Source organism: Pseudomonas sp. F8002, from assembly GCF_013385495.1.
Lineage (GTDB): Bacteria > Pseudomonadota > Gammaproteobacteria > Pseudomonadales > Pseudomonadaceae > Aquipseudomonas.
Genome location: NZ_JACAPW010000015.1, coordinates 34688 through 54996 on the forward strand (window position 1 = coordinate 34688; position 20309 = coordinate 54996).

Below are 20309 nucleotides of genomic sequence, written 5' to 3' on the forward strand. Positions count from 1 at the left end.
GATCATGGGCAAACGTCATCCGAATATCCCCGCCTGGCAATGGCGCACCCACCCGCAAAATCACCAGCACGGGACCAATCAAGTGTTGCAGCTGATTGCGCTGCCACTCCTGGTCATCGGTTTTCTGTTGATGGCATCGGGCGTGTTCAGCGAGAACCTGGCGAGTGCCGCCATCGGTATCGTCGGCATTCTGGCAGCCCTTGCATTGCAGCATCACGGTCGTCGCCTGGAGGCACGCGGCAGCGACGCCTCCGGCGATCAACACTTGCTGGTCTGAGGACTCAGGCGAACACCACCACCGACTGGCGGCTGATAGCGATCAACTGGCCGTCGGGGCTCCACAACTGCGCAGCCGCATGGCCATAGCCATCGCGGGCGTGCTCGATGTGGACCAGGTATTGGCACCAGTCCAGGGTGCTCAGGTTTTGCAGCGGTTGGACAAACTCGATGGTCCAGGTCAGGGTGCTGCCGGCCGCCGGTTGTTTCAGGTGCGGCAACACCGACGGTGGCCACGCATCCACCAGCGCGAGGATGTGCGCTTCGGTCAGCGGCTCTTCTTTTACATCGCCACGCAAGCGCACCCAGCCGCCCATCTCCCGGGATGTATTGCCGGTGAACGGCAGGCCACCGACGCTCCAGCGCATCGCCAGGTGGCGCATGAACTCCGGCGTCACGCCTTTGATGTAGGGCAACTCCTGGCATTCATCCCAATGCTTGAAGGTGGGCGCCGGTTCGGCGGCGACGTCAATCTGCGAAGGCCGTGATGCGCCAAAACTGGCCTGCACCAGGGTCATCGTTTCACCGTTCTGCACCACACGTCCCAGCACTTGGCTGACGGCCTTGCCTTCGCGCAGCACTTCGACTTCGTAGCGGGCCGGCACGTCCGGCGCCACCGGGCCCACAAAGGTGATCGCCAGTGAGCGCAACGGGCGATCCGCCGGGACCTTCGCCCGCAAGGCCTCGTACTCCAACGCCGCAACCAGCCCGCCAAAGCTGGCGCGGCCCTGGGCCCATTCGGCCGGGATCGAAACGTCCAACGGGTGGCTGCGGGCAGCGTCGAGCAAATCACTAAAGCGCATGGCGGTCTCAACTTGAAAAAGGAGTTGAGGGATCTTAACCAGCCGGCCTACACCATGCAGCGCCTATTCCGGCCAAAATCCCGGACAGATAGGTCGCTGGGTCAAGCAAAGCAGTCGGCGTTCAACTTGTCCAAAACCCGATCCGCCTGCCCTTCCGCCTCGGCCATGGTGCGGTGCCAACCAGGCACGCACGGCTGCAAATCGGGCTCGTGCCCGGCTTGCGCCAGCCATTGCCAGCAATCGTGCCAATCACCCAGGGCGCCCTGGGCCGCCTTGAGACGCGATGTGGCTTTGGGCGGTAGCTTGTCCAGCTCGGGATAAGCCTCGGCCGCATAACGCACGCGCTTGATCAACAGGCGCAGGCGATGACGGTCGTGGTTGGGGTCGTGCAGCGCTTCGCCGAGCTTCTTCCATTGCTTGGCCAGGCGTTTTTCAATGCGCGCGCGCAGGCCCTTGAGCAATTTCTGCCGTTGGGAGGCGCGGATAAAGCGGGGGAATGCTTCGAGGATCAACAGCAGTTGCGCCAGCTCAGGCCCTTGTGCAACCGAGCGGTAGGTGGCCGGCTGCTGCCGCATACGCCGCTCGGCCGCCTCATGATGGCCGTGTTGGTGGAGGTACGCCGCCAGCACTTCGCGGTCGCGAAATGGCGTGGTCAGTTGGCCGACGGCACTGGCGGCCGCCTCGAGCTGCTCGACACCGGGCAACCCGCGCAATGGCCGCAACAGGCTGCGCAAGCGCCGCACCGTGGTGCGCAGATCATGCAGGGCCTCGTCGTCCGTGACGGCGGCGAGGCGCGCCTGGCAGCTCAGTAACCCAACTTCCAGGCCGATGACCTGCGCGACTAGCTGATCGACCAAGGCTGACATCCTTTCCTCCTCAATGATTAAACCTTCGGGCTTGAGGCCGCCGACGCAACCTCGTTGCACTCGACAACTGCTACGCGGGGTTAGCGCCCGGCGCGCGACTCACGAATATAGAAGCGGGCTTTCTCGGCCTTGGTCGAGCAGCCTTCGAAGGCTTCGAACTGCTGCTGGGTCTTGGCGCCAGTCAACAACGACAGAGCCTTGGAGTAACTCACGGTGCCGGCGAAACCTTCGGCCTTGGCCAGGTCCAGCTCGTGCCACGCAGCGTCCAGTTGCGTGCCGCAGCTGTCGCGATAAGCGGTTTTCCCGGCACAACCGGCCAGGGCCAACACGATCACAGGCACACACATCCAGGCTTTCATCAAATGACACCTCAAGAAAAGAAAAAACAGTCACAGGTGTAGACGTTGCCTACACCGAAAAGTGCCTTATCCGACTGCCTGAATCCGCAGTCCCGATTGCCAGAGCATACCCGAGCGTGGTGACCCGCTCGCGAAAATAATCGGTTGTGACAGTGATGATTGAAGCGCGCCCCTCGATGGGTGCATTGTGGTCACCTGTTTTGCGAAGGATCAGGTCATGAAGAAACGTGTTGCATTGGTGCTGGGCTCCGGTGGCGCCCGGGGCTACGCCCATATCGGCGTGATCGAGGAAATCGAAAAACGCGGCTACGACATCGCCTGCATTGCCGGTTGCTCCATGGGCGCCGTGGTGGGCGGGATCTATGCCGCGGGCAAGCTGGAAGAGTACCGTAACTGGATCGAAAGCCTCGACTACCTGGACGTACTGCGCCTGGTAGACGTGAGCTTTCGCCTGGGGGCGATCCGTGGCGAGAAGGTGTTCGGGCAGATCCGCAAGATCGTCGGCGAGATCAATATCGAAGACCTGCGCATTCCCTACACCGCCGTGGCCACGGACCTGACCAACCAGCAGGAAATCTGGTTCCAGGAAGGCTGCCTGCACCAGGCCATGCGGGCCTCGGCGGCGATTCCCAGCCTGTTCACCCCGGTGATGCAGGGCAACCGCATGCTGGTGGACGGCGGCTTGCTGAACCCTCTGCCGATCGTGCCGGTGGTGTCGAGCCACTGCGACCTGATCATTGCGGTCAACCTCAACTCCACCAACCAGAAGCACTACAAGCTTCCGGTGATCCAGCGTCCGCCGGCGTTCAGGAGCCGCTTCGACAACCTGGTGCGTTCACTGGGTTCGCACTTGCCGTTTCGGCGCAAGCAGGCCGAGCAGTTGTTGATGCTGGAGCAGGAAGCGCTGCTGGCCCAGGCTGCCGACATCAACCCGTGGCTGGACTCTGCCGAACCCGAGGCGCAACAACCGGCGGCGGCACCGGAAAAGGCCGGGGCGCCAAAGTCGGCGACCGGCTCGTTCATCATCGATAACGTGGGGCCTGCATCGCTGCTGGATTTGATCAACCAGAGCTTTGAGGTGATGCAGACGTCATTGGCGCAGTACAAGATCGCCGGGTATCCGCCGGATATTCTGATCAACGTGCCGAAGCGCGTGTGCCGGTTTTTCGAGTTTTACAAAGCGCCGGAGTTGATCGCGCTGGGGCGGGAGATCGCGAGCGATACGCTGGATCGTTACGAGAGCGAGCAACACTGAGGTTTGATAAGCAGGGCTTGTGTGGCGAGGGAGCTTGCTCCCGCTGGAGTGCGAAGCGCTCCCAGGATTCTGGGGCTGCTGCGCAGCCCAGCGGGAGCAAGCTCCCTCGCCACAGGTGAGCTAACGCTTCAGGCTTCGGTGTTCAATAGCCGATACCCAACACCGGCCTCAGTCACGATAAACCGTGGTTGGGTCGGATCATCCGCCAGTTTCTGGCGCAGATGCCCCACCACAATCCGCAGGTAATGGCTGTCTTCGGTATGGGTCGGGCCCCAGATATCCTTGAGCAGTTGCTGCTGGGTGATCACCCGCCCGGGATGCCGCGCCAGTTGCGCCAGCACCGCGTATTCCTTGCGGGTCAGCGCCACTTCGACACCGTCCAGCAGCACCCGCCGATAAGCCAGGTCTACCGTCAGCGGGCCAAAGCGCAACGCCGCTTCCTGGGCCTCCCCCGCCGGCGCCTGGCGCAACAGCGCCCGCACCCGTGCAAGAAACTCCTGGATGCCAAATGGCTTGGTCACATAGTCATTGGCGCCGTTGTCCAGCGCCTCGACTTTTTGCACTTCACTGGCTCGCACCGACAACACCAGTACCGGTACCGTGGACCACTCACGAAACTCGCGCAGCACCTGCTGGCCGTCCATGTCCGGCAGGCCGAGGTCAAGCACCAGCAGGTCCGGTTTACTCAAGGCGGCCTGCGCCAGGCCTTCGTTGCCGGTGCCGGCCTCGATCACTTTGTAGCCCTGGGAGGCCAGGCTGATACGCAAGAACTTGCGGATCTGCGGTTCGTCGTCAATGACCAAAATCGTCGCAGTCTGGCTCATGGTGTCCAATCAAAATCCGTGAAGAAAAGAGGGTAGCTCAAGGTTCGCTTTCCAGGCCAGGCTGGGCCTGCAATGGCAGGAATAAAGTGATGCAGGTGCCACGGCCGTCAATGCCGTCGGCCACGCTGATATGCCCGCCGTGGGCGCCGACCATGCCCTGGCAGATCGCCAGGCCGAGCCCGGTGCCCTGTCCGCCGCGATCCCCCCTCGCGGCGGTGTAGAACATATCGAAAATCTTCGCCCGCTCCTCCTCGGGAATCCCCGGACCTTCATCGGCAACAGCAAAAAACAACTGGTTATCCTGCACGCCCGCGCTGAGTTTCAGCCGGCCTTGTGGCGGCGAGAAGCGTGCGGCATTTTCCAGTACGTTGACCAGTGCTTGCTCGATCAACGCGGCATGCACGTAGAGCAGCGGCAGCTCGGGCGGCACGTCGGTGATCACCTGCAGCGGCGCCAATACCGCACGCAAGCGGCCCAGGGAGCTGCCGACGATATCGCCGGGTGACACCCAGTCCCGCGCCAGCTTCAGGGCGCCGTGACCCAGGCGAGTCATGTCCAGCAGGTTCTGGATGTAGCGATCCAGGCGCTCAGCCTCATCGCGAGTGCCTTCCAGCAGCTCCCGGCGATCTTCCAGCGGAATCGCCTCGCCGAGGGCCAGCAGGCTGTCGATGCTGCCACGCATGGAGGTCAGCGGTGTGCGCAAATCGTGAGACACCGAAGCCAGCAAGGCGCTGCGCAATTGCTCGGTTTCGCCGTGCAGGCGCGCGGCTTCCAGCTCCTGGCCGAGTTGTGCACGGGCCAGGGCCTGGGCCAAGGGCTGGCTCAAGGCCGTGAGCAGGCGACGGCGCTGGCCGCTCAGTTCAAGCCCGGCCTTCGGGCTGACCCCCAGCAGACCCAACGGGCCTTCTTCGCCGGACAACGGCCACCACCACCAGCGCCCGAACGGCAAGGTGCCGGTGCCCATGCCGGCCGGCTGATCGTGCTGCCAGGCCCAGTCGGCGGCGGCGCGTTCGGCTTCGGTAAAGGTGATCGGGCCACCGGTCTCGACCTTCCAGTCGCCCTGCCCGTCGCGGTTGAGCAGGCACAATTGCAGGTCGCTCCAGCCTTCCAGGTGATGCGCGGCGGCACTGATCACTGCCTGGCGATCGGTGGCGGCGGTGAGTTTGCGGGACAGGTCGAGCAGCTCGGTGGTTTCTTCCTGGGTATCGCGCAGCGCCTGCAACTGCCGGCGCTGGCGTGCAGCGAGATTACCGGTGAGCGCCGCCATCAGCAGGAAGAACAACAGCGTCAGCACGTCTTCTTCACGCTGGATCGCGAAGGAGAAATTCGGCGGGATGAACAGGAAGTCGTAGCTCAGGAATGACAGCGCCGCACACGCCAGCGCTGGCCCCAGGCTACTGCGCACTGCCACCAGCAATACGGCGGCGAGGAACACCAGCGAGATATTCGGCAACGGCAAGGCACTGGCGACACCCCATGCGACTGCGGCCGCGATCACGGTCGCCACCACCGCCAGGGCATAGTCAAACCACACCAGCCCACGCACATCCGGCAGGCGTGGCGGAGCCGGAACTTCGTCGCTGTCGAGGACGTTGATTTCCAGGCCCCGTGCATTGCGCAGCAGGCGTGCCGCCAAGCCGCCACCAAACAGATTGCGCCGCCAGCGCGGCCGGGACTGCCCCACCAGAATCAAGCTGGCGCGACGCTCGGCGGCGTGCTGGATCAGGGTCTTGGCCACCTCCCCCGCTCGCAGCAACACCACTTCACCGCCAAGACGCTCGGCCAGTTGCTGGGCGTTTTGCAGACGCAGGCGCGATTGTTCATCGCGCACCCGGCCGTTATCCACATGCACCAGGCTCCACGGCAAATGCCGACGCTGGGCTACGCGGCTGGCATGACGCACCAGGCGTTCGGCCTGGGCATCGCCGTCCACGCCCACCAGCAAGCGGCCACGCACAGCCGGTGCGGCCTGGCCCAATTGGCGATAACCCTGGGCCAGGTCATCGTCGACATGGGCCGCGGCGGTCTGCATCGCCAGCTCGCGCAGGGCCATGAGGTTGGTCTGGGTGAAGAAGGCATCGATGGCAGCACGGGCCTGTTCCGGCACGTAGACCTTGCCGTCCCGCAGGCGCTCCAGCAGTTCCCGGGATGGCAGGTCGATCAGCAGCAGTTCATCGGCTTCCTGCAAGACCCAGTCGGGCAAGGTCTCGCGCACTTGCACGCCGGTAATGCCGCGCACCTGGTCGTTGAGGCTTTCCAGGTGCTGGACGTTGACCGTGGTGAAGACGTTGATGCCCGCCGAGAGCAATTCCTGGATGTCTTGCCAGCGTTTTTCGTGGCGGCTGCCGGGGGCGTTGCTGTGCGCCAGTTCGTCCACCAGCACCAGTTTGGGCTTGGCGGCGAGCAGGCCGTCGAGGTCCATTTCCTCCAGCATCACGCCGCGGTATTCGGAACGCAGCAGCGGCTGTTGTGGCAAGCCGCTGAGCAAGGCTTCGGTCTCGGCGCGGCCGTGGGTTTCCACTACGCCGGCGATCAGCCGCACACCCTGGCGCAGTTGGGTGTGGGCAGCCTGGAGCATGGCGTAGGTCTTGCCCACGCCCGGGGCGGCGCCGAGGAAGACTTTGAGCCGGCCACGGCCGTCCCGGGGCAGATCGGCTAACAGGGCATCGGCGCGGCCGGAGTCGCTCATGCGGGCGGTCTTCCTTCAGGTGTTGATGTGGTGATAGTGATGCCGTCATCGCGGGCAAGCCCGGCTCCCACATTTGATCTTCAGTGAATCCAGACTTTGTGTTCAACAAAGATCAACTGTGGGAGCGGGCTTGCCCGCGATTGACGGCACCACGGCTTACAGTTTTTCCAAGGCCATGTTCAACGCCAGCACGTTCACCACCGGCGGCCCCACCAGCGGGCTTTCGATGTGCTCGTCCATCAAGCGCTGCAGGGTCGCCACCGGCAGATTACGTGCGGCCGCTACCCGGGCCAGTTGATAGGCAATTGCCTGCGGTGGCAAGTGTGGATCAAGACCGCTGCCGGAGGTAGTCAGCAATGCCATCGGCACCGGTCCCTGGTCTGGCACCAGCATTTTCCTGGCATCGTCAAATACACGAGTGGCCAGTGCGGGGTTGCTTGGGCCGAGGTTGCTGGCGCTGCTGGAAACCGTAGCAAACGCACCGGCAGATGGCCGTGGGTGGAACCAGCCGTCACCGGTGAAATCCTGGGCAATCAGGCTCGAACCGCGAACCTTGCCGCTGGCATCGTGTACCAGGCTGCCGTTGGCCTGGACAGGGAATGCGACTTGCGCCACGCCGGTGACAACCAGGGGATAGGCCACGCCGGTGATCAGGCTCATCAACACCAGCAGGCTCAGGGCCGGGCGGATAATGTTGGACATTTCAAATTCCTCAATTCGGTTATTGCAACCTGCAGGCACCGGTTTGCCGGTACCTGCGGGCATCGAGTCAAACCAGGTGCAGCGCGGTCAACAGCATGTCGATCGCCTTGATGCCCACGAACGGCACCACGATCCCGCCCAGGCCGTAGATCAGCAGGTTGCGACGCAGCAACGCCGCCGCACTCGCCGCCTGTACACGTACACCGCGCAGCGCCAGGGGGATAAGCACCACGATGATCAGCGCGTTGAACACGATCGCCGAGAGGATCGCGCTCTGCGGGCTTTGCAGGTGCATCACGTTGAGCACACCCAGTTGCGGGTAAATCGAGGCGAATAGCGCCGGCAGGATCGCGAAGTACTTGGCCACGTCGTTGGCGATGGAAAAGGTGGTCAGCGCACCACGGGTCACCAGCAATTCCTTGCCGATCTGCACCACGTCCAGCAGCTTGGTCGGGTCGCTGTCGAGGTCGACCATGTTGGCCGCTTCACGGGCGGCTTGCGTGCCGTCGTTCATTGCCATGCCGACGTCAGCCTGGGCCAGCGCCGGGGCGTCGTTGGCGCCGTCGCCGCACATCGCAACCAGGCGACCATCGTTCTGTTCGTGACGAATGCGCGCGAGTTTTTTCTCTGGGGTGGCTTCGGCGAGCACGTCATCCACACCGGCTTCAGCAGCAATCGCGGCGGCGGTCAGCGGGTTGTCGCCAGTCACCATCACGGTGCGAATCCCCAGCTTGCGCAGCTCGGCAAACCGTTCGCGGATGCCGGGCTTGACCACGTCCTTGAGGTGAATCGCGCCGAGCAACTTGCCGTCGGCACACACCAGCAATGGCGTGCCGCCGCTCTGGGCGATCTTGTCGATTTCCCGCGACAGCGCCGGTTGCAGGTCGCGGCGTTGCAGGCCAATGAACGCCAGCAGCGAATCCACGGCACCCTTACGGAACACACGGCCCTGGTAGTCGACGCCGGACAGGCGGGTTTCCGCGCTGAACGGTACCGAGGTCAGCTCATCCGTCGACGGCTCGGCTTGTGGGTGCTGGCCGCGCAGGTATTCGACGATGGACTTACCTTCGGCCGTGTCGTCCGCCAGGGATGCCAGCAGCGCGCCCTCGGCCAGTTCCTTGCCGCTGACACCCGGCGCGGCGATCACGTTGGTGCAACGACGGTTACCGAAGGTGATGGTGCCGGTCTTGTCCAGCAGCAGTACGTGCACGTCCCCCGCCGCTTCCACCGCGCGACCGGACTTGGCGATCACGTTGAGCCGCACCAGGCGGTCCATACCGGCAATACCAATGGCCGACAACAGGCCGCCGATGGTGGTCGGGATCAGCGTCACCAGCAGCGCCACCAGGAACACCAGCGGCAGGTTGCCATTGGCGAAGTGGGCGAACGGCTGCAGGGTCACCACCACCAGCAGGAAGATCAGCGTCAGACCGATCAGCAGGATATCCAGCGCGATTTCGTTCGGGGTTTTCTGGCGCTTGGCGCCTTCCACCAGAGCGATCATGCGGTCCAGGGTCGACTCGCCCGGGTTGGCGGTGATGCGGATCATCAACCAGTCCGAGACCAGGCGGGTGTTGCCGGTGACGGCCGAGCGGTCGCCGCCGGATTCACGGATAACCGGGGCCGACTCGCCGGTGATTGCCGCCTCGTTAACGGCGGCAATCCCTTCAATGACTTCGCCGTCACCGGGGATCATTTCCCCGGCGACCACACGTACCACATCGCCTTTGCGCAGGCTGGTGGCCGGCACGACCTTGAAGCTGCCGTCGGTTTCCTTGCGGCGGGCGCTGAGGCCCTCGCTGCCGGCCTTGAGGCTGTCGGCGCGGGCCTTGCCGCGGCCTTCAGCCAAGGCTTCGGCGAAGTTGGCGAACAGCACGGTGAACCACAGCCATACCGCGATTTGCACGGCGACGTAGGTCGGTACGGCCACCTCCGGCACGAAGCACAGGATCGTGGTGAGGATCGCGGTCAGCTCCACCACCAGCATCACTGGCGAGCGTTGCAGTTGGCGCGGGTCCAGCTTGATGAAGGCCTGGACCAGCGCTGGGCGCCAAAGGGCCGACATTGCGGTTTTGGCCGGCTCCTGGGTTTTCACCGGAGCCGCGTTTTTTGCAGGCATATTCATTTTCATATCCCCTTAGAAGCCCATGCTCAGATGTTCAGCGATAGGCCCAAGTGCCAGCGTCGGCAGGAAGGTCAGGCCGCCCACCAGCAAAATGGTCACGGTCAACAGGGTCACGAACAGCGGGCCGTGGGTCGGGAAGCTGTTCTGGCCAATCGGTGCGGTCTTCTTCATCGCCAGGCTGCCGGCCAGGGCCAGTACCGGGAGGATGTAACCGAAGCGACCGAGCAACATCGACAGGCTCAACATCAGGTTGTGGAACGCGGTGTTGGCACTGAAGCCGCCGAACGCCGAACCGTTGTTGGCACTGGCCGAGGTGTAGGCGTACAGCAACTGGCTGAAACCGTGGGGGCCAGGGTTACTGATGGCACCGGCCGGGCCAGGCAGGCTGGCGGCGATGGCACCGAGTACGAGGGTGCCGACCGGCATCACCAGCAAGGTCACGACCAGCAACTGCACTTCCTTGGCCTGGAGTTTCTTGCCGAGGTATTCCGGTGTACGGCCAATCATCAAACCGGCGAGGAACACCGCAATCAACACGTTGAGCAACATGCCGTACATGCCGGCGCCGACGCCGCCGAAGATCACTTCGCCGACCATCATGTTGACCAGCGACACCATCCCGCTCAGGGGGTTGAGGCTGTCTTGCATACCGTTGACCGAACCGTTGGACGCGGCGGTGGTCGCCACCGACCACAACACGGTGCCAGTGGTGCCGAAGCGCGCTTCCTTACCTTCCTGCGGCGCGGCCTGCTCAACCGCCGGGTTGTTCAGCGCCGGGTTGGGTTGGTACTCGGCCCACATCGCGGTAGCACCGCCGATGATGAACAGGGCCAGCATGCAACCGAGGATCGCCCGGCTCTGACGCAGGTCTTTCACGTAGTGGCCAAAGGTGAACACCAGCGCCACAGGAATCAGGATGATCGCGCCCAGCTCAAACAGGTTGGCCCAGGCAGTCGGGTCTTCGAACGGATGCGCCGAGTTGACGCCGAAGAAGCCACCACCGTTGGTGCCCAGTTGCTTGATCGCAATCTGGCTGGCAGCCGGGCCCAGTGGGATGACCTGGTCAACGCCCTGCATGGTGACTGCGTTAACGTAGTGAGCGAAGGTTTGCGGCACGCCCTGCCACACCAGGAACAACGCAAACACCAGGCACAACGGCAACAGGCCGTAGAGCGTGGCGCGAGTCATGTCGACCCAGAAGTTGCCCAAAGTCTTGGTGGACTTGCGACCGATGCCACGGCACAACGCGACCAGTACGGCGAGGCCGGTGGCGGCACTGACGAAGTTCTGCACGGTGAGGCCGACCATCTGACTGAGGTAGCTCAGGGACGCTTCACCGCTATAGTTCTGCCAGTTGGTGTTGGTCATGAAACTGATGGCGGTGTTGAACGCCAGGGTCCATTCCTGACCCGGCAATTTCTGCGGGTTCAGCGGCAGGTATTCCTGGAACAGCAGGATCGCGAACAGCAGCACGAAACCGGCAAGGTTGAACGCCAGCAACGCCAGCGCGTATTTCTGCCAGCTCTGTTCCTGATCTGCATCGACACCCGAAAGGCGATAGCACACGCGCTCGACCGGGCCGAACACCGGCGTGAGCCAGGTTCGCTGCCCTTCCATTACCTTGTAGTAGAACCGCCCCAGGGCCGGTGCCGGAATCAGCACCAAGGCAAAGAAGGCGATGATCAGCCAATAGTCATAACTGTGCATAGCCTGCTCCTAGTTCCGATCCGCGCGTAACAGCGCAACCAGCAGATAAATGAACAGCGCCACAGCCAACAGCAGTGACACCCCGTCCAGAACGCTCATGGAAGTTTCTCCGTCGTGCGGCGACTGCCGCGTGTAGGAGGATTGTCCGCAGGAGTGGCGTAAAGGAACGAGAGCGACGGTATGGGTGGGGCGTAAAGACGGCGTAAAGAGTGGGTTTATGCGGGGTTTACGGGGGGTATGCACTTCAAATGTGGGAGCCGGGCTTGCCCGCGATAGCGTCAGACCAGACACCAACGCCCTTATCTGGTGCAGCGCTTGAAATGATTCAAACGCCAAACCGTTCCCTCGGCGACAGTTCGGCGCCTTTACGACACGGCTTTGGTTAATGGCATGTCCGCTGCAATGCCCTGAAACATTCCAAACCGTTCAGGGAGAGCTACACGATGAACACACAACTCAAACCCACCTTGGGCACTCTGCATTTGTGGGGCATCGCAGTCGGGCTGGTGATTTCCGGAGAGTATTTCGGCTGGAGCTATGGCTGGGGCGTGGCGGGAACATTGGGCTTCCTGGTGACCTCGTTGATGGTCGCCGCCATGTACACCTGCTTTATATTCAGTTTCACCGAGCTGACCACCGCGATTCCTCATGCTGGCGGCCCTTTTGCCTACAGCCGCCGGGCGTTCGGCGAGAAAGGTGGCTTGATTGCCGGGTTGGCGACGCTGATCGAGTTCGTCTTCGCCCCACCCGCGATCGCCCTGGCCATCGGCGCATACCTGAACGTGCAGTTTCCGGCCCTCGATCCGAAACATGCGGCCGTCGGCGCCTACATTGTGTTCATGGGCCTGAACATCCTCGGGGTGAAGCTCGCCGCCACCTTTGAATTGGTGGTCTGCGTGCTCGCCGTCGCCGAGCTGCTGGTGTTCATGGGCGTGGTCGCCCCGGCCTTCAGCTTCAGCAACTTCGCCCTCAACGGCTGGGCCGGCTCCGACACCTTCGGCGCACCGGCGATCGCCGGAATGTTTGCGGCCATACCCTTTGCCATCTGGTTCTTCCTCGCCATCGAAGGCGCCGCCATGGCTGCCGAAGAGGCGAAAGATCCCAAGCGCACTATTCCAAAGGCCTACATCAGCGGCATCCTCACCCTGGTGATTCTGGCCATGGGCGTGATGTTCTTTGCCGGTGGCGTGGGTGACTGGCGCACCCTGTCGAACATCAACGACCCGCTGCCCCAGGCGATGAAAACCGTGGTCGGCGACAGCTCGGGCTGGCTGCACATGCTGGTGTGGATCGGCCTGTTCGGCCTGGTGGCCAGCTTCCACGGGATCATCCTGGGTTACTCCCGCCAATTCTTCGCCCTGGCGCGCGCGGGCTACCTGCCCTCCTTCCTCGCCAAACTGTCGCGCTTCCAGACGCCGCACCGGGCAATCATCGCCGGCGGCATCATCGGCATCGCCGCCATCTACAGCGACGGGCTGATCAACCTGGGCGGCATGACCCTGACCGCCGCGATGATCACCATGGCGGTGTTCGGTGCCATCGTCATGTACATCATGAGCATGCTCAGCCTGTTCAAACTGCGCAAGACCGAGCCACTGCTGGAGCGGACCTTCCGCGCCCCGGGCTATCCAATCGTGCCGGGGATTGCGCTGGTACTGGCCGTGGTCTGCCTGGTGGCCATGGCGTGGTTCAACGCGCTGATCGGGCTGATCTTCCTGGGCTTCATGGTGGTGGGTTTTGTGTACTTCCAACTGACCGCGCAAGACCGCGCCGATGCACCGGCGGACGCTATGTTGACCGGGCTGTAAGGCTACCGGGGCAGAACGGGCCTACAATGAACTACTAAGAAAGCCCGTTACTCAAAGCAGTCATTACCGTGGGAAATCTCCCCACGGTTTGCTGCCTCAAGGAGAGCCCTATGCCGTGGTATGCCTGGTTGATTTTAGTGGTCGCGATCGGTTCGATCGTCGGTGGTTTGTTGATGCTGCGAGACAGCGCCAACAAGGTTGAATTGACTGATGAACAACGTAAGCGCGTGGCAGAACGCAATGCCCAGGCGGACGCCAAGGATGCGCAGGATCGCTGATCACTTTCGTGTAAATATTCGCTCAGCCTGCTTAAAAACCCTCTGTTTCGCTTTCCCCCTCCCTTCACGCCGCCCGTCTTTTCAAGCTGAATAGACGGCGTCGCGGCACCTCCGCGCGCACTGGAAAACCCCGTTTCATGACTGGCAATCACGTCTGGAAAAACCGCGCGCGAAGCAAAACAATCAACAAAGAGTTTAATTTCTCAAAAAAAGTACTGGTTATTCATACAGTGTATTGTTATCGTTTCCTCGCGCTTGAAACCAAGCGCTTTCTGCGGCGAATGACCTGCATGGAGCATGCAGAAATCCATTGGCATACCAAATGCTTGGGGATAGCTGCCCAAAACAATCCGCACTCCGCGGTTTTTTTTCTATCGAGGGACACGATGACTGACATGAACGACCTAGCTGCAACCGCAACCAATCTCATCTATTCGAGCGACTCAGGCTTCGACGTTGCTGTGGAGGACTTCCGCCAGGACGATGACACCGGTACTGATTCGAGCACTATCCGCGCAGCACTCGCATGGATCAGCGCCAATGTGCCGGACGGCCAGGGTTCGCGTTTGTATTTCGAAACCGGCCGTACCTATATTTACGACCGCACGGCTGAAATTGACTACATCAACAATCTGGTTATCGATCTGAACGGCGCGACTCTCATGCGCGCAGATGCATCGGTCACCACCGCCAGACTGGCCACAGACACCAGCGTAAGCAGCAATACAATCGTGCTGGATGCCGTGCCCGACAGTTGGTACGTCAACGATACCGTGACAGCGTTTGTCGGCTCAGGGGATCAAGACACCAGCCGAAACCCCATGCGTATCACTGCAATCGACCCGAATACGAATACAGTGACCCTGGCTGCCGGCTTTGGTCCCTTCGGTAACACGACCCAAACCATCCCTGCTGGATCGTGGGTTGGTAAAAGCTTCCAATGCTTCCTCGGCCGTCCGTCTACCGAAGAAGGCGGCAAGCTGCGCCCGGGCATCAACTACAACGTGCAGATCATCAACGGCTCCGTCGATGGCAACAGCGCCAATCAACTCAACAACTCCTGGCGCTTCGCCATGGAGATCTATATCAACGGCCGTTCTTCGGGGATCCGTGGCGTACGGTTTGCCAACACCACAGGCGAATGCATCGTCGGTCATGGCCTGCGGGTAGAAAGTTGCGAGTTTCGCAACCTCTCGGGCTCGGCCTTTCATACAAGCCGCCACGACGATACAGACGCAGTTGGAAGTGCCTCCTGGTTCATCAACAACTATGTTGAGAGCGTGTGCCTGGCGGGTAACTTGGCAAATGGTCACTCCGAGGGTGCAGTAACGTTTTCATGGGGCGCCGGGCGCCTGATTGTCACCGGTAACGAATTCAGGAACGGCAATGAGAGCGTGCTGGGGGGCTTTGGCCCTTCCTCCGGCGAAGCAATGCCGGATAAGTGGATCATTTTCAGCGATAACATTGCCACGAGCTTCAAGGCACTGTTCTGGGGACTGTTTCCGCCGCTCGAAGGTGTCGTGATCAGTAACAACGTTCTGGTGGACTGCAACGACAACAGTGCCCAACTGAACAAGCTTTTTAACTCGGAAACTTCCTCGGTAGGCGGTAACGTCGCTGTCGGGAATACCGTACTGGGCGGTTCGTTCCGCGCGACCAATGCGACGTTCGGTGTCGAGCCGACCAATACCATCAGTCAAGTCAAGGTCTGGGCACGCGGGCGCAAGTTGCGGACCGACTATTCGAGCTTGTCCGACTGCACCGCAGTGGTAGAGGCCAGCACTGCAATCATGGCGCTTATCAGTGCCGATACGACGGGCTCTGTAGTGGCATTCCACTCGGCATCCGGTAATCGTTCCGGTTCCTTCTTCATCCAATGGCTGCCGTCTCAGAAAAAGCTGCAACTGTTGGGTAACGAATCAGGCGCTCGTGTCGAGTTCACTACGCCGGTAGCGATGCCTGGCCAAGTCAACATGACATTGCGTACATTCAACGATAATACGGCTGCAAAAGCCGCAGGTTTGGTGGCGGGAGACCTCTACAAACTGGCGAGTGGCGCAGTTTTCAGCGTGATCTGATCAAGGAAAGCCCTTCACTGAAGGGCTTTTTTATTTCCAACCCGCCTTGGCGATATGCAGCAGTATTTTCCCCTATAGACAGCACGCTCACGCTGGCTCCAGCATTCTAGCAACGCCTGTGGCAATCACTAAATCCCACACCGAACAGGCCAGCCTGGACCTTCCAGGCATGCACGGTACGAATCAGCGCGTCGAACTTTTCGATCAACGACATGCCAGGGTGCAGATAACTGCCGACGATATCGGCGCACGACTCCAAGACATTCGATCAGCCAGTCAGCAATTTTGTAACGAGATGCCCCTTTGCCTGCATGAGCTTGGCTAATATGGCGCAATGTTTCGGAGGCTGTTCTATGCGCTACTCGGCAAATCACAAAGCTCAAACCCATCAGCGCATCATCAAGGAGGCTTCCGTACGTTTTCGCCGCGATGGTATCGGGGCTACCGGCCTGCAACCGCTGATGAAAGCCTTGAGTCTGACGCATGGCGGATTCTATGCGCATTTCAAATCCAAAGATGAGCTGGTGGAAAAGGCCCTGCAAGCTGCGGCCGCTCAACTGGATGAACACTGCGAACAGCTGTTCAGCCAGGAACGCCCCCTTGAAGCGTTCATCGACAACTATCTTTCGCAGTGGCACCAGACCTCACCGCATGAAGGGTGCCCGTTGACAACCATGTGCCCTGAGCTAGGACTGCGGGGTCAGCAAAGCCCGACCACTGATGCAGTACTTGGCGCACGGTTGAAGCAGGTGCAAGCCGCACTGGGGCGGCCGGATGCCAATGAGCAAGGCCTGCTGATGATGTCGACGCTGGTGGGAGCACTGGTGCTGGCGCGCAGCGTGGAGAGCGCCGAGCTGGCAGCGCAGATCCTGGAGGTAGTACGTGGCAATCTGAAAAAACAGATCGCACAAAATTGAAGAGGCCGGTCAATGACCGGCCTCCTGGCTTACTTCGTTATTCCTTAATTGAGCTCCAGCCGATCGCGGTTTTTCTCCAACAGCGCTTTACCGATCCCTTTCACCTCCAACAACTCATCGACTGCGGTAAATGGCCCGTTGCTTTCGCGATAGGCAATGATCGCCTTGGCTTTGGCTGCTCCTATTCCGAACAGATCGCGGCGCAAGGTTTCAGCGTCGGCGGAGTTGAGGCTGACCTTGCTGGATTGCTCGGCCTTGGTCATTTGCACAGCTATCGGCGTGGGCGTTTCAGGCTTGGTAGACGGCGCTGCGGTGGTAGCCAGTGAAATGCTGGAGAGGAAGGCGAAAATGAGGGACGAGAAACATGTTTTATTCATAGGTGACGCTCCATGACATCTGTAAGAGAAAAGCAGCTTTTCCGAAGCTGCTTTTCAAACTTAGGTGATGTTTGGAGGGTGTCAAAAACAGGTGAGTTACAGGGTATGAGTCAGGGCTCGAGACGACGCTGTTGGTAGATCCAGTCGACGATCTCGCCATCAGGCGTGTAGCCACTGACGGTTTCGCGCAAAAGCTGGCGAACACGCGTGTAATCGTCCTGTTCTACTGCTGCTAGCAACTCTGCCAGCTTGTCCTTCAACACATCCCACGACAGGTAATCTTCATTGGCACTCATGATCATCGGGTGCTGCGTGGCGACTACGTTGTCACCAATCAGCAACTCTTCGTAAAGCTTCTCCCCCGGGCGCAGGCCAGAGAATTCGATTGCAATATCGCCATGAGGATTTTTATCCGACCTGACACTCAGCCCAGACAGGTGAATCATCTTCTCGGCCAACTCGACAATCTTCACCGGCTCACCCATGTCCAGCACGAATACGTCACCGCCAAGGCCCATGGAGCCCGCCTGAATCACCAATTGGGCGGCCTCGGGAATCGTCATGAAGTACCGGGTGATTTTCGGGTGGGTAACCGTGAGAGGCCCACCGGATTTGATCTGCTTGTGAAAAAGCGGAATCACCGAGCCGGAGGAGCCTAATACATTGCCAAAGCGAACCATCGTGAAGCGGGTTTTATTGACCCGCGAGACATTCGATTTGTCACCGAACAGCACAGGTGCCAACTCACGACTGAGCGCCTGGAGGGTCAACTCGGCGAGACGCTTGGTGCTTCCCATCACATTGGTGGGCCGTACAGCCTTATCGGTAGAGATCAACACGAAGTTGGCTACCCCCGACTGCAATGCCGCTTGGGCCGTGTTAAGCGTACCAATAACGTTATTCAGCACGCCTTCCGCAATATTGTGCTCAACCATGGGCACATGCTTATAAGCGGCGGCGTGATAAACCGTGTCGACGCCCCAGGTTTTCATGACACCCAGCAATTTGCTCTGATTGCGCACTGAGCCGAGGATGGGCAGCAGCCTTACTGGCAGAGACTCTCGGGTAATTCGTTGTTCAAGCTCCGACAAAATGCTGTAGAGGTTGAATTCGCTGTGTTCAAACAACAGCAGTATGGTCGGTCGCAAAGCAAGGATCTGACGACACAGCTCTGAACCAATGGAACCACCGGCCCCCGTTACCAGAACGCTGCGCCCCTTGATGCAATGCTCCAGCAGTTCGCCCTGGGCAGGCACCGCGTCACGTCCCAGCAAGTCCGCGATATCCACTTCCTGAATATCGTCGACCTTGACCCGGCCACTGGCCAGGTCCATAAATCCTGGAACACTGCGCACATGCAGAGGAAACCCTTCAAGGTAGCCCAGGATTTCACGACGCCGGGCACGGTTCGAAGACGGTATCGCCAGCAGGATTTCCTGGGCTCCGGTGGCATCGATCATGCGCTGAATGTGCCGTGGCTTGTACACCTGAAGTCCGGAAATTACCCGATCAGAAATACTGTCATCATCATCAATGAAGGCTACAGGCCGCATGACCCGACCCATACGCAGGGCAGCGACCAACTGATTGCCTGCAGCGCCCGCGCCGTAGATGGCGACGCGCGGCAAGCCATCTTCGCGATTGGTGAACGGTACGTGCTGGGCGGCGGCAAACCAGTCGCCAAGGAAATATTGACGCATGGCAAGGCGTAGGCCGCCAACCATGATGAGGCTTAACCACCAATAGTTGAAAATGATGGAACGAGGTACCACGTTTTGATGATCGCTGTACCAATAGACCACCACGCCCAGAATCAACGATGAAAGGCTGACGGCCTTGATAATCGCGATAAGCGCGTCATTGCCAAAATAGCGCATGACAGCACGGTACATGCCAAAACGGATGAACAGCGGAATAGCGACGACCGGAGCACTCAGAAACAGCCAGCGATGCACAGACGCAGGGTTGATCATATCGTCCACCCCCAATCGAACGACAAACGCCATCCACAGGGCGAGCCAAACAAGAAGAATGTCCGCAATAACCTGCAGGATGCGCTTCTGTCGGCGAGGGAGACCCAACAAATATGATCGAATTATGCTCATAAACCCTTTAAACACCTCTGTTGCTCCTGATACGGCTGCTGCTCTGCGAATTTAAACACTTTAGGCCAGTCAATCACCGCTGAAATGACTCTAAAACACAATCACGCGGCCCTTTCCAGCTCACCCGCCTTGTACTTGACTGCCAGCATCACCAGCGGGATGTACGCTATTACAACGCCCAGCACGCCGTTTAGACCCAGTAATGCAACGCAAAGTGCGATCGGCAGCAGCCAGATCACGTTGATCGCAAGCACCGCAAGCGTTACTGGCAAGTGGCCACCAACTTTGCGCGATGCGAACTGATAGCCATGACTGCGATGGGCTTCGTAAACCTTGTCGCCCCTCATCAGGCGGCGGACCAGAGTAAACGTCGCATCGACGATAAAGACACCGAGCAGGATCAACCATACCCACAGCAAGTCGGCGTTCTGCCAGGCGGCCTGCAGGGATAGCACGCCCAGGACGATACCGAGAAAACCGCTACCGGCATCCCCCATGAAGATTCGTGCCGGGGGAAAGTTCCAATAGAGAAACCCCAGCACCGCCATGCTTAATAACAGTGGCGCCCAGATAAGCGCCTGATAACCAACCAACCAATAAATCAGACAGGCGCCAAGGCATGCACAGAGCGCTTCGACGCTGGCCAAGCCATCGATACCATCCATGAAGTTGTACAGATTAAGCATCCACACCAGATAAAACGCGGCAAGGATGTGCCCCGCCCAGCTCAGGTCGAGGACCACCCAGGGCAGCGTTATTGCGGGCAAGCCGCCCAACCAGAAAAGAGCCCAGGCCGCGGCACTGAAGTGCCCCAGCAAACGCCAGCGCGCGGCGATATGGCCATGGTCGTCGAGAAACCCAAGCACCGCCACAGCCGCACCAGCCCCCAGCAACGCCCATGTAACCGAGCGTGTTATCTCATCACCGATAAACAATACTGGCAACGCAATCAAGAAGCTCAAGACTATCGCCACTCCGCCTCCACGAGGCGTCGGAACAGTATGAGAACTGCGCGCATTGGGAACATCAATCAGACTTCGGGCCAGCGCATAACGGCGCAGGCACCAGGTCAGAAGAAGAGCAAGGGCTGCAACAGCAGGCGCCAGCCACAGTAAACGATTCATCTACAGCTCCAATTAA

Annotated in this window: 17 protein-coding genes and 1 pseudogene; 6 read left to right on the forward strand and 12 right to left on the reverse strand. The window is 60.4% G+C overall.

Going from position 1 to position 20309, the window contains the following annotated elements; genetic code table 11:
- Window positions 1-4: 4 nt before the first annotated feature.
- A pseudogene (locus HX811_RS11920) lies at window positions 5-262 on the forward strand (terminase); the annotation flags it as partial.
- Between the two features lie 19 nt (window positions 263-281).
- Here HX811_RS11920 and HX811_RS11925 read toward each other — a convergent pair.
- The 3 genes from HX811_RS11925 to HX811_RS11935 form a co-directional block, all read right to left on the reverse strand.
- Window positions 282-1079, reverse strand: coding sequence for an acyl-CoA thioesterase II (locus HX811_RS11925; protein ID WP_008437738.1), 798 nt, complete (start codon window positions 1077-1079; stop codon window positions 282-284).
- Between the two features lie 101 nt (window positions 1080-1180).
- Entirely contained in the window at window positions 1181-1945 is a 765-nt protein-coding gene (locus HX811_RS11930) for a CHAD domain-containing protein (protein WP_177046033.1), read from the reverse strand.
- Window positions 1946-2025: 80 nt separating this feature from the next.
- Entirely contained in the window at window positions 2026-2304 is a 279-nt protein-coding gene (locus HX811_RS11935; RefSeq protein ID WP_003218744.1) for a hypothetical protein, read from the reverse strand.
- Between the two features lie 217 nt (window positions 2305-2521).
- On the opposite strand from HX811_RS11935, the gene HX811_RS11940 reads away from it, so the two are divergent.
- Window positions 2522-3559, forward strand: a complete 1038-nt coding sequence (locus tag HX811_RS11940) for a patatin-like phospholipase family protein (RefSeq protein WP_087693690.1) — start codon at window positions 2522-2524, stop codon at window positions 3557-3559.
- 128 nt (window positions 3560-3687) lie between these two features.
- Here the strand turns inward: HX811_RS11940 and HX811_RS11945 are convergent, their stop codons facing one another.
- From HX811_RS11945 to kdpF, 6 genes are all read right to left on the reverse strand, one after another.
- Complete coding sequence (locus HX811_RS11945) at window positions 3688-4383, reverse strand: response regulator (protein ID WP_003218747.1); 696 nt, start codon at window positions 4381-4383, stop codon at window positions 3688-3690.
- A gap of 37 nt (window positions 4384-4420) precedes the next feature.
- On the reverse strand, window positions 4421-7072 hold the full coding sequence (locus tag HX811_RS11950; protein ID WP_177008080.1) for a sensor histidine kinase KdpD: 2652 nt from the start codon (window positions 7070-7072) through the stop codon (window positions 4421-4423).
- A 156-nt stretch (window positions 7073-7228) separates the two neighbouring features.
- The gene (kdpC, locus tag HX811_RS11955) at window positions 7229-7774 is read right to left on the reverse strand and encodes a potassium-transporting ATPase subunit KdpC (RefSeq protein ID WP_177028749.1); all 546 of its coding nucleotides are present in this window, start codon (window positions 7772-7774) and stop codon (window positions 7229-7231) included.
- 67 nt (window positions 7775-7841) lie between these two features.
- Window positions 7842-9899 carry a potassium-transporting ATPase subunit KdpB gene (gene kdpB / locus HX811_RS11960; protein ID WP_177046035.1) on the reverse strand — a complete coding sequence of 686 codons (2058 nt, stop codon included), beginning with the start codon at window positions 9897-9899 and terminating at the stop codon, window positions 7842-7844.
- Window positions 9900-9911: 12 nt separating this feature from the next.
- On the reverse strand, window positions 9912-11606 hold the full coding sequence (gene kdpA, locus HX811_RS11965; RefSeq protein ID WP_003218753.1) for a potassium-transporting ATPase subunit KdpA: 1695 nt from the start codon (window positions 11604-11606) through the stop codon (window positions 9912-9914).
- Window positions 11607-11615: 9 nt separating this feature from the next.
- On the reverse strand, window positions 11616-11705 hold the full coding sequence (gene kdpF / locus HX811_RS11970; RefSeq protein ID WP_003218754.1) for a K(+)-transporting ATPase subunit F: 90 nt from the start codon (window positions 11703-11705) through the stop codon (window positions 11616-11618).
- Window positions 11706-12049: 344 nt separating this feature from the next.
- Here kdpF and eat point away from each other — a divergent pair, with 344 nt between their 5' ends.
- The 4 genes from eat to HX811_RS11990 all read left to right on the forward strand — a co-directional run bounded on the left by eat (window position 12050) and on the right by HX811_RS11990 (window position 16687).
- Window positions 12050-13414, forward strand: coding sequence for an ethanolamine permease (gene eat / locus HX811_RS11975; protein ID WP_177046037.1), 1365 nt, complete (start codon window positions 12050-12052; stop codon window positions 13412-13414).
- Window positions 13415-13524: 110 nt separating this feature from the next.
- The gene (locus HX811_RS11980; protein WP_008437727.1) at window positions 13525-13692 is read left to right on the forward strand and encodes a DUF2897 family protein; all 168 of its coding nucleotides are present in this window, start codon (window positions 13525-13527) and stop codon (window positions 13690-13692) included.
- 137 nt (window positions 13693-13829) lie between these two features.
- On the forward strand, window positions 13830-15770 hold the full coding sequence (locus HX811_RS11985; RefSeq protein WP_256344425.1) for a hypothetical protein: 1941 nt from the start codon (window positions 13830-13832) through the stop codon (window positions 15768-15770).
- A 353-nt stretch (window positions 15771-16123) separates the two neighbouring features.
- Window positions 16124-16687 carry a TetR/AcrR family transcriptional regulator gene (locus tag HX811_RS11990; protein WP_003218762.1) on the forward strand — a complete coding sequence of 188 codons (564 nt, stop codon included), beginning with the start codon at window positions 16124-16126 and terminating at the stop codon, window positions 16685-16687.
- A gap of 44 nt (window positions 16688-16731) precedes the next feature.
- On the opposite strand, the gene HX811_RS11995 is transcribed toward HX811_RS11990, so the two are convergent.
- The 3 genes from HX811_RS11995 to HX811_RS12005 all read right to left on the reverse strand — a co-directional run bounded on the left by HX811_RS11995 (window position 16732) and on the right by HX811_RS12005 (window position 20293).
- The gene (locus tag HX811_RS11995) at window positions 16732-17064 is read right to left on the reverse strand and encodes a helix-hairpin-helix domain-containing protein (protein ID WP_003218764.1); all 333 of its coding nucleotides are present in this window, start codon (window positions 17062-17064) and stop codon (window positions 16732-16734) included.
- A 110-nt stretch (window positions 17065-17174) separates the two neighbouring features.
- On the reverse strand, window positions 17175-19169 hold the full coding sequence (locus HX811_RS12000; RefSeq protein ID WP_177046289.1) for a nucleoside-diphosphate sugar epimerase/dehydratase: 1995 nt from the start codon (window positions 19167-19169) through the stop codon (window positions 17175-17177).
- 101 nt (window positions 19170-19270) lie between these two features.
- Entirely contained in the window at window positions 19271-20293 is a 1023-nt protein-coding gene (locus HX811_RS12005; RefSeq protein ID WP_043225458.1) for a glycosyltransferase family 4 protein, read from the reverse strand.
- Window positions 20294-20309 lie beyond the last annotated feature (16 nt).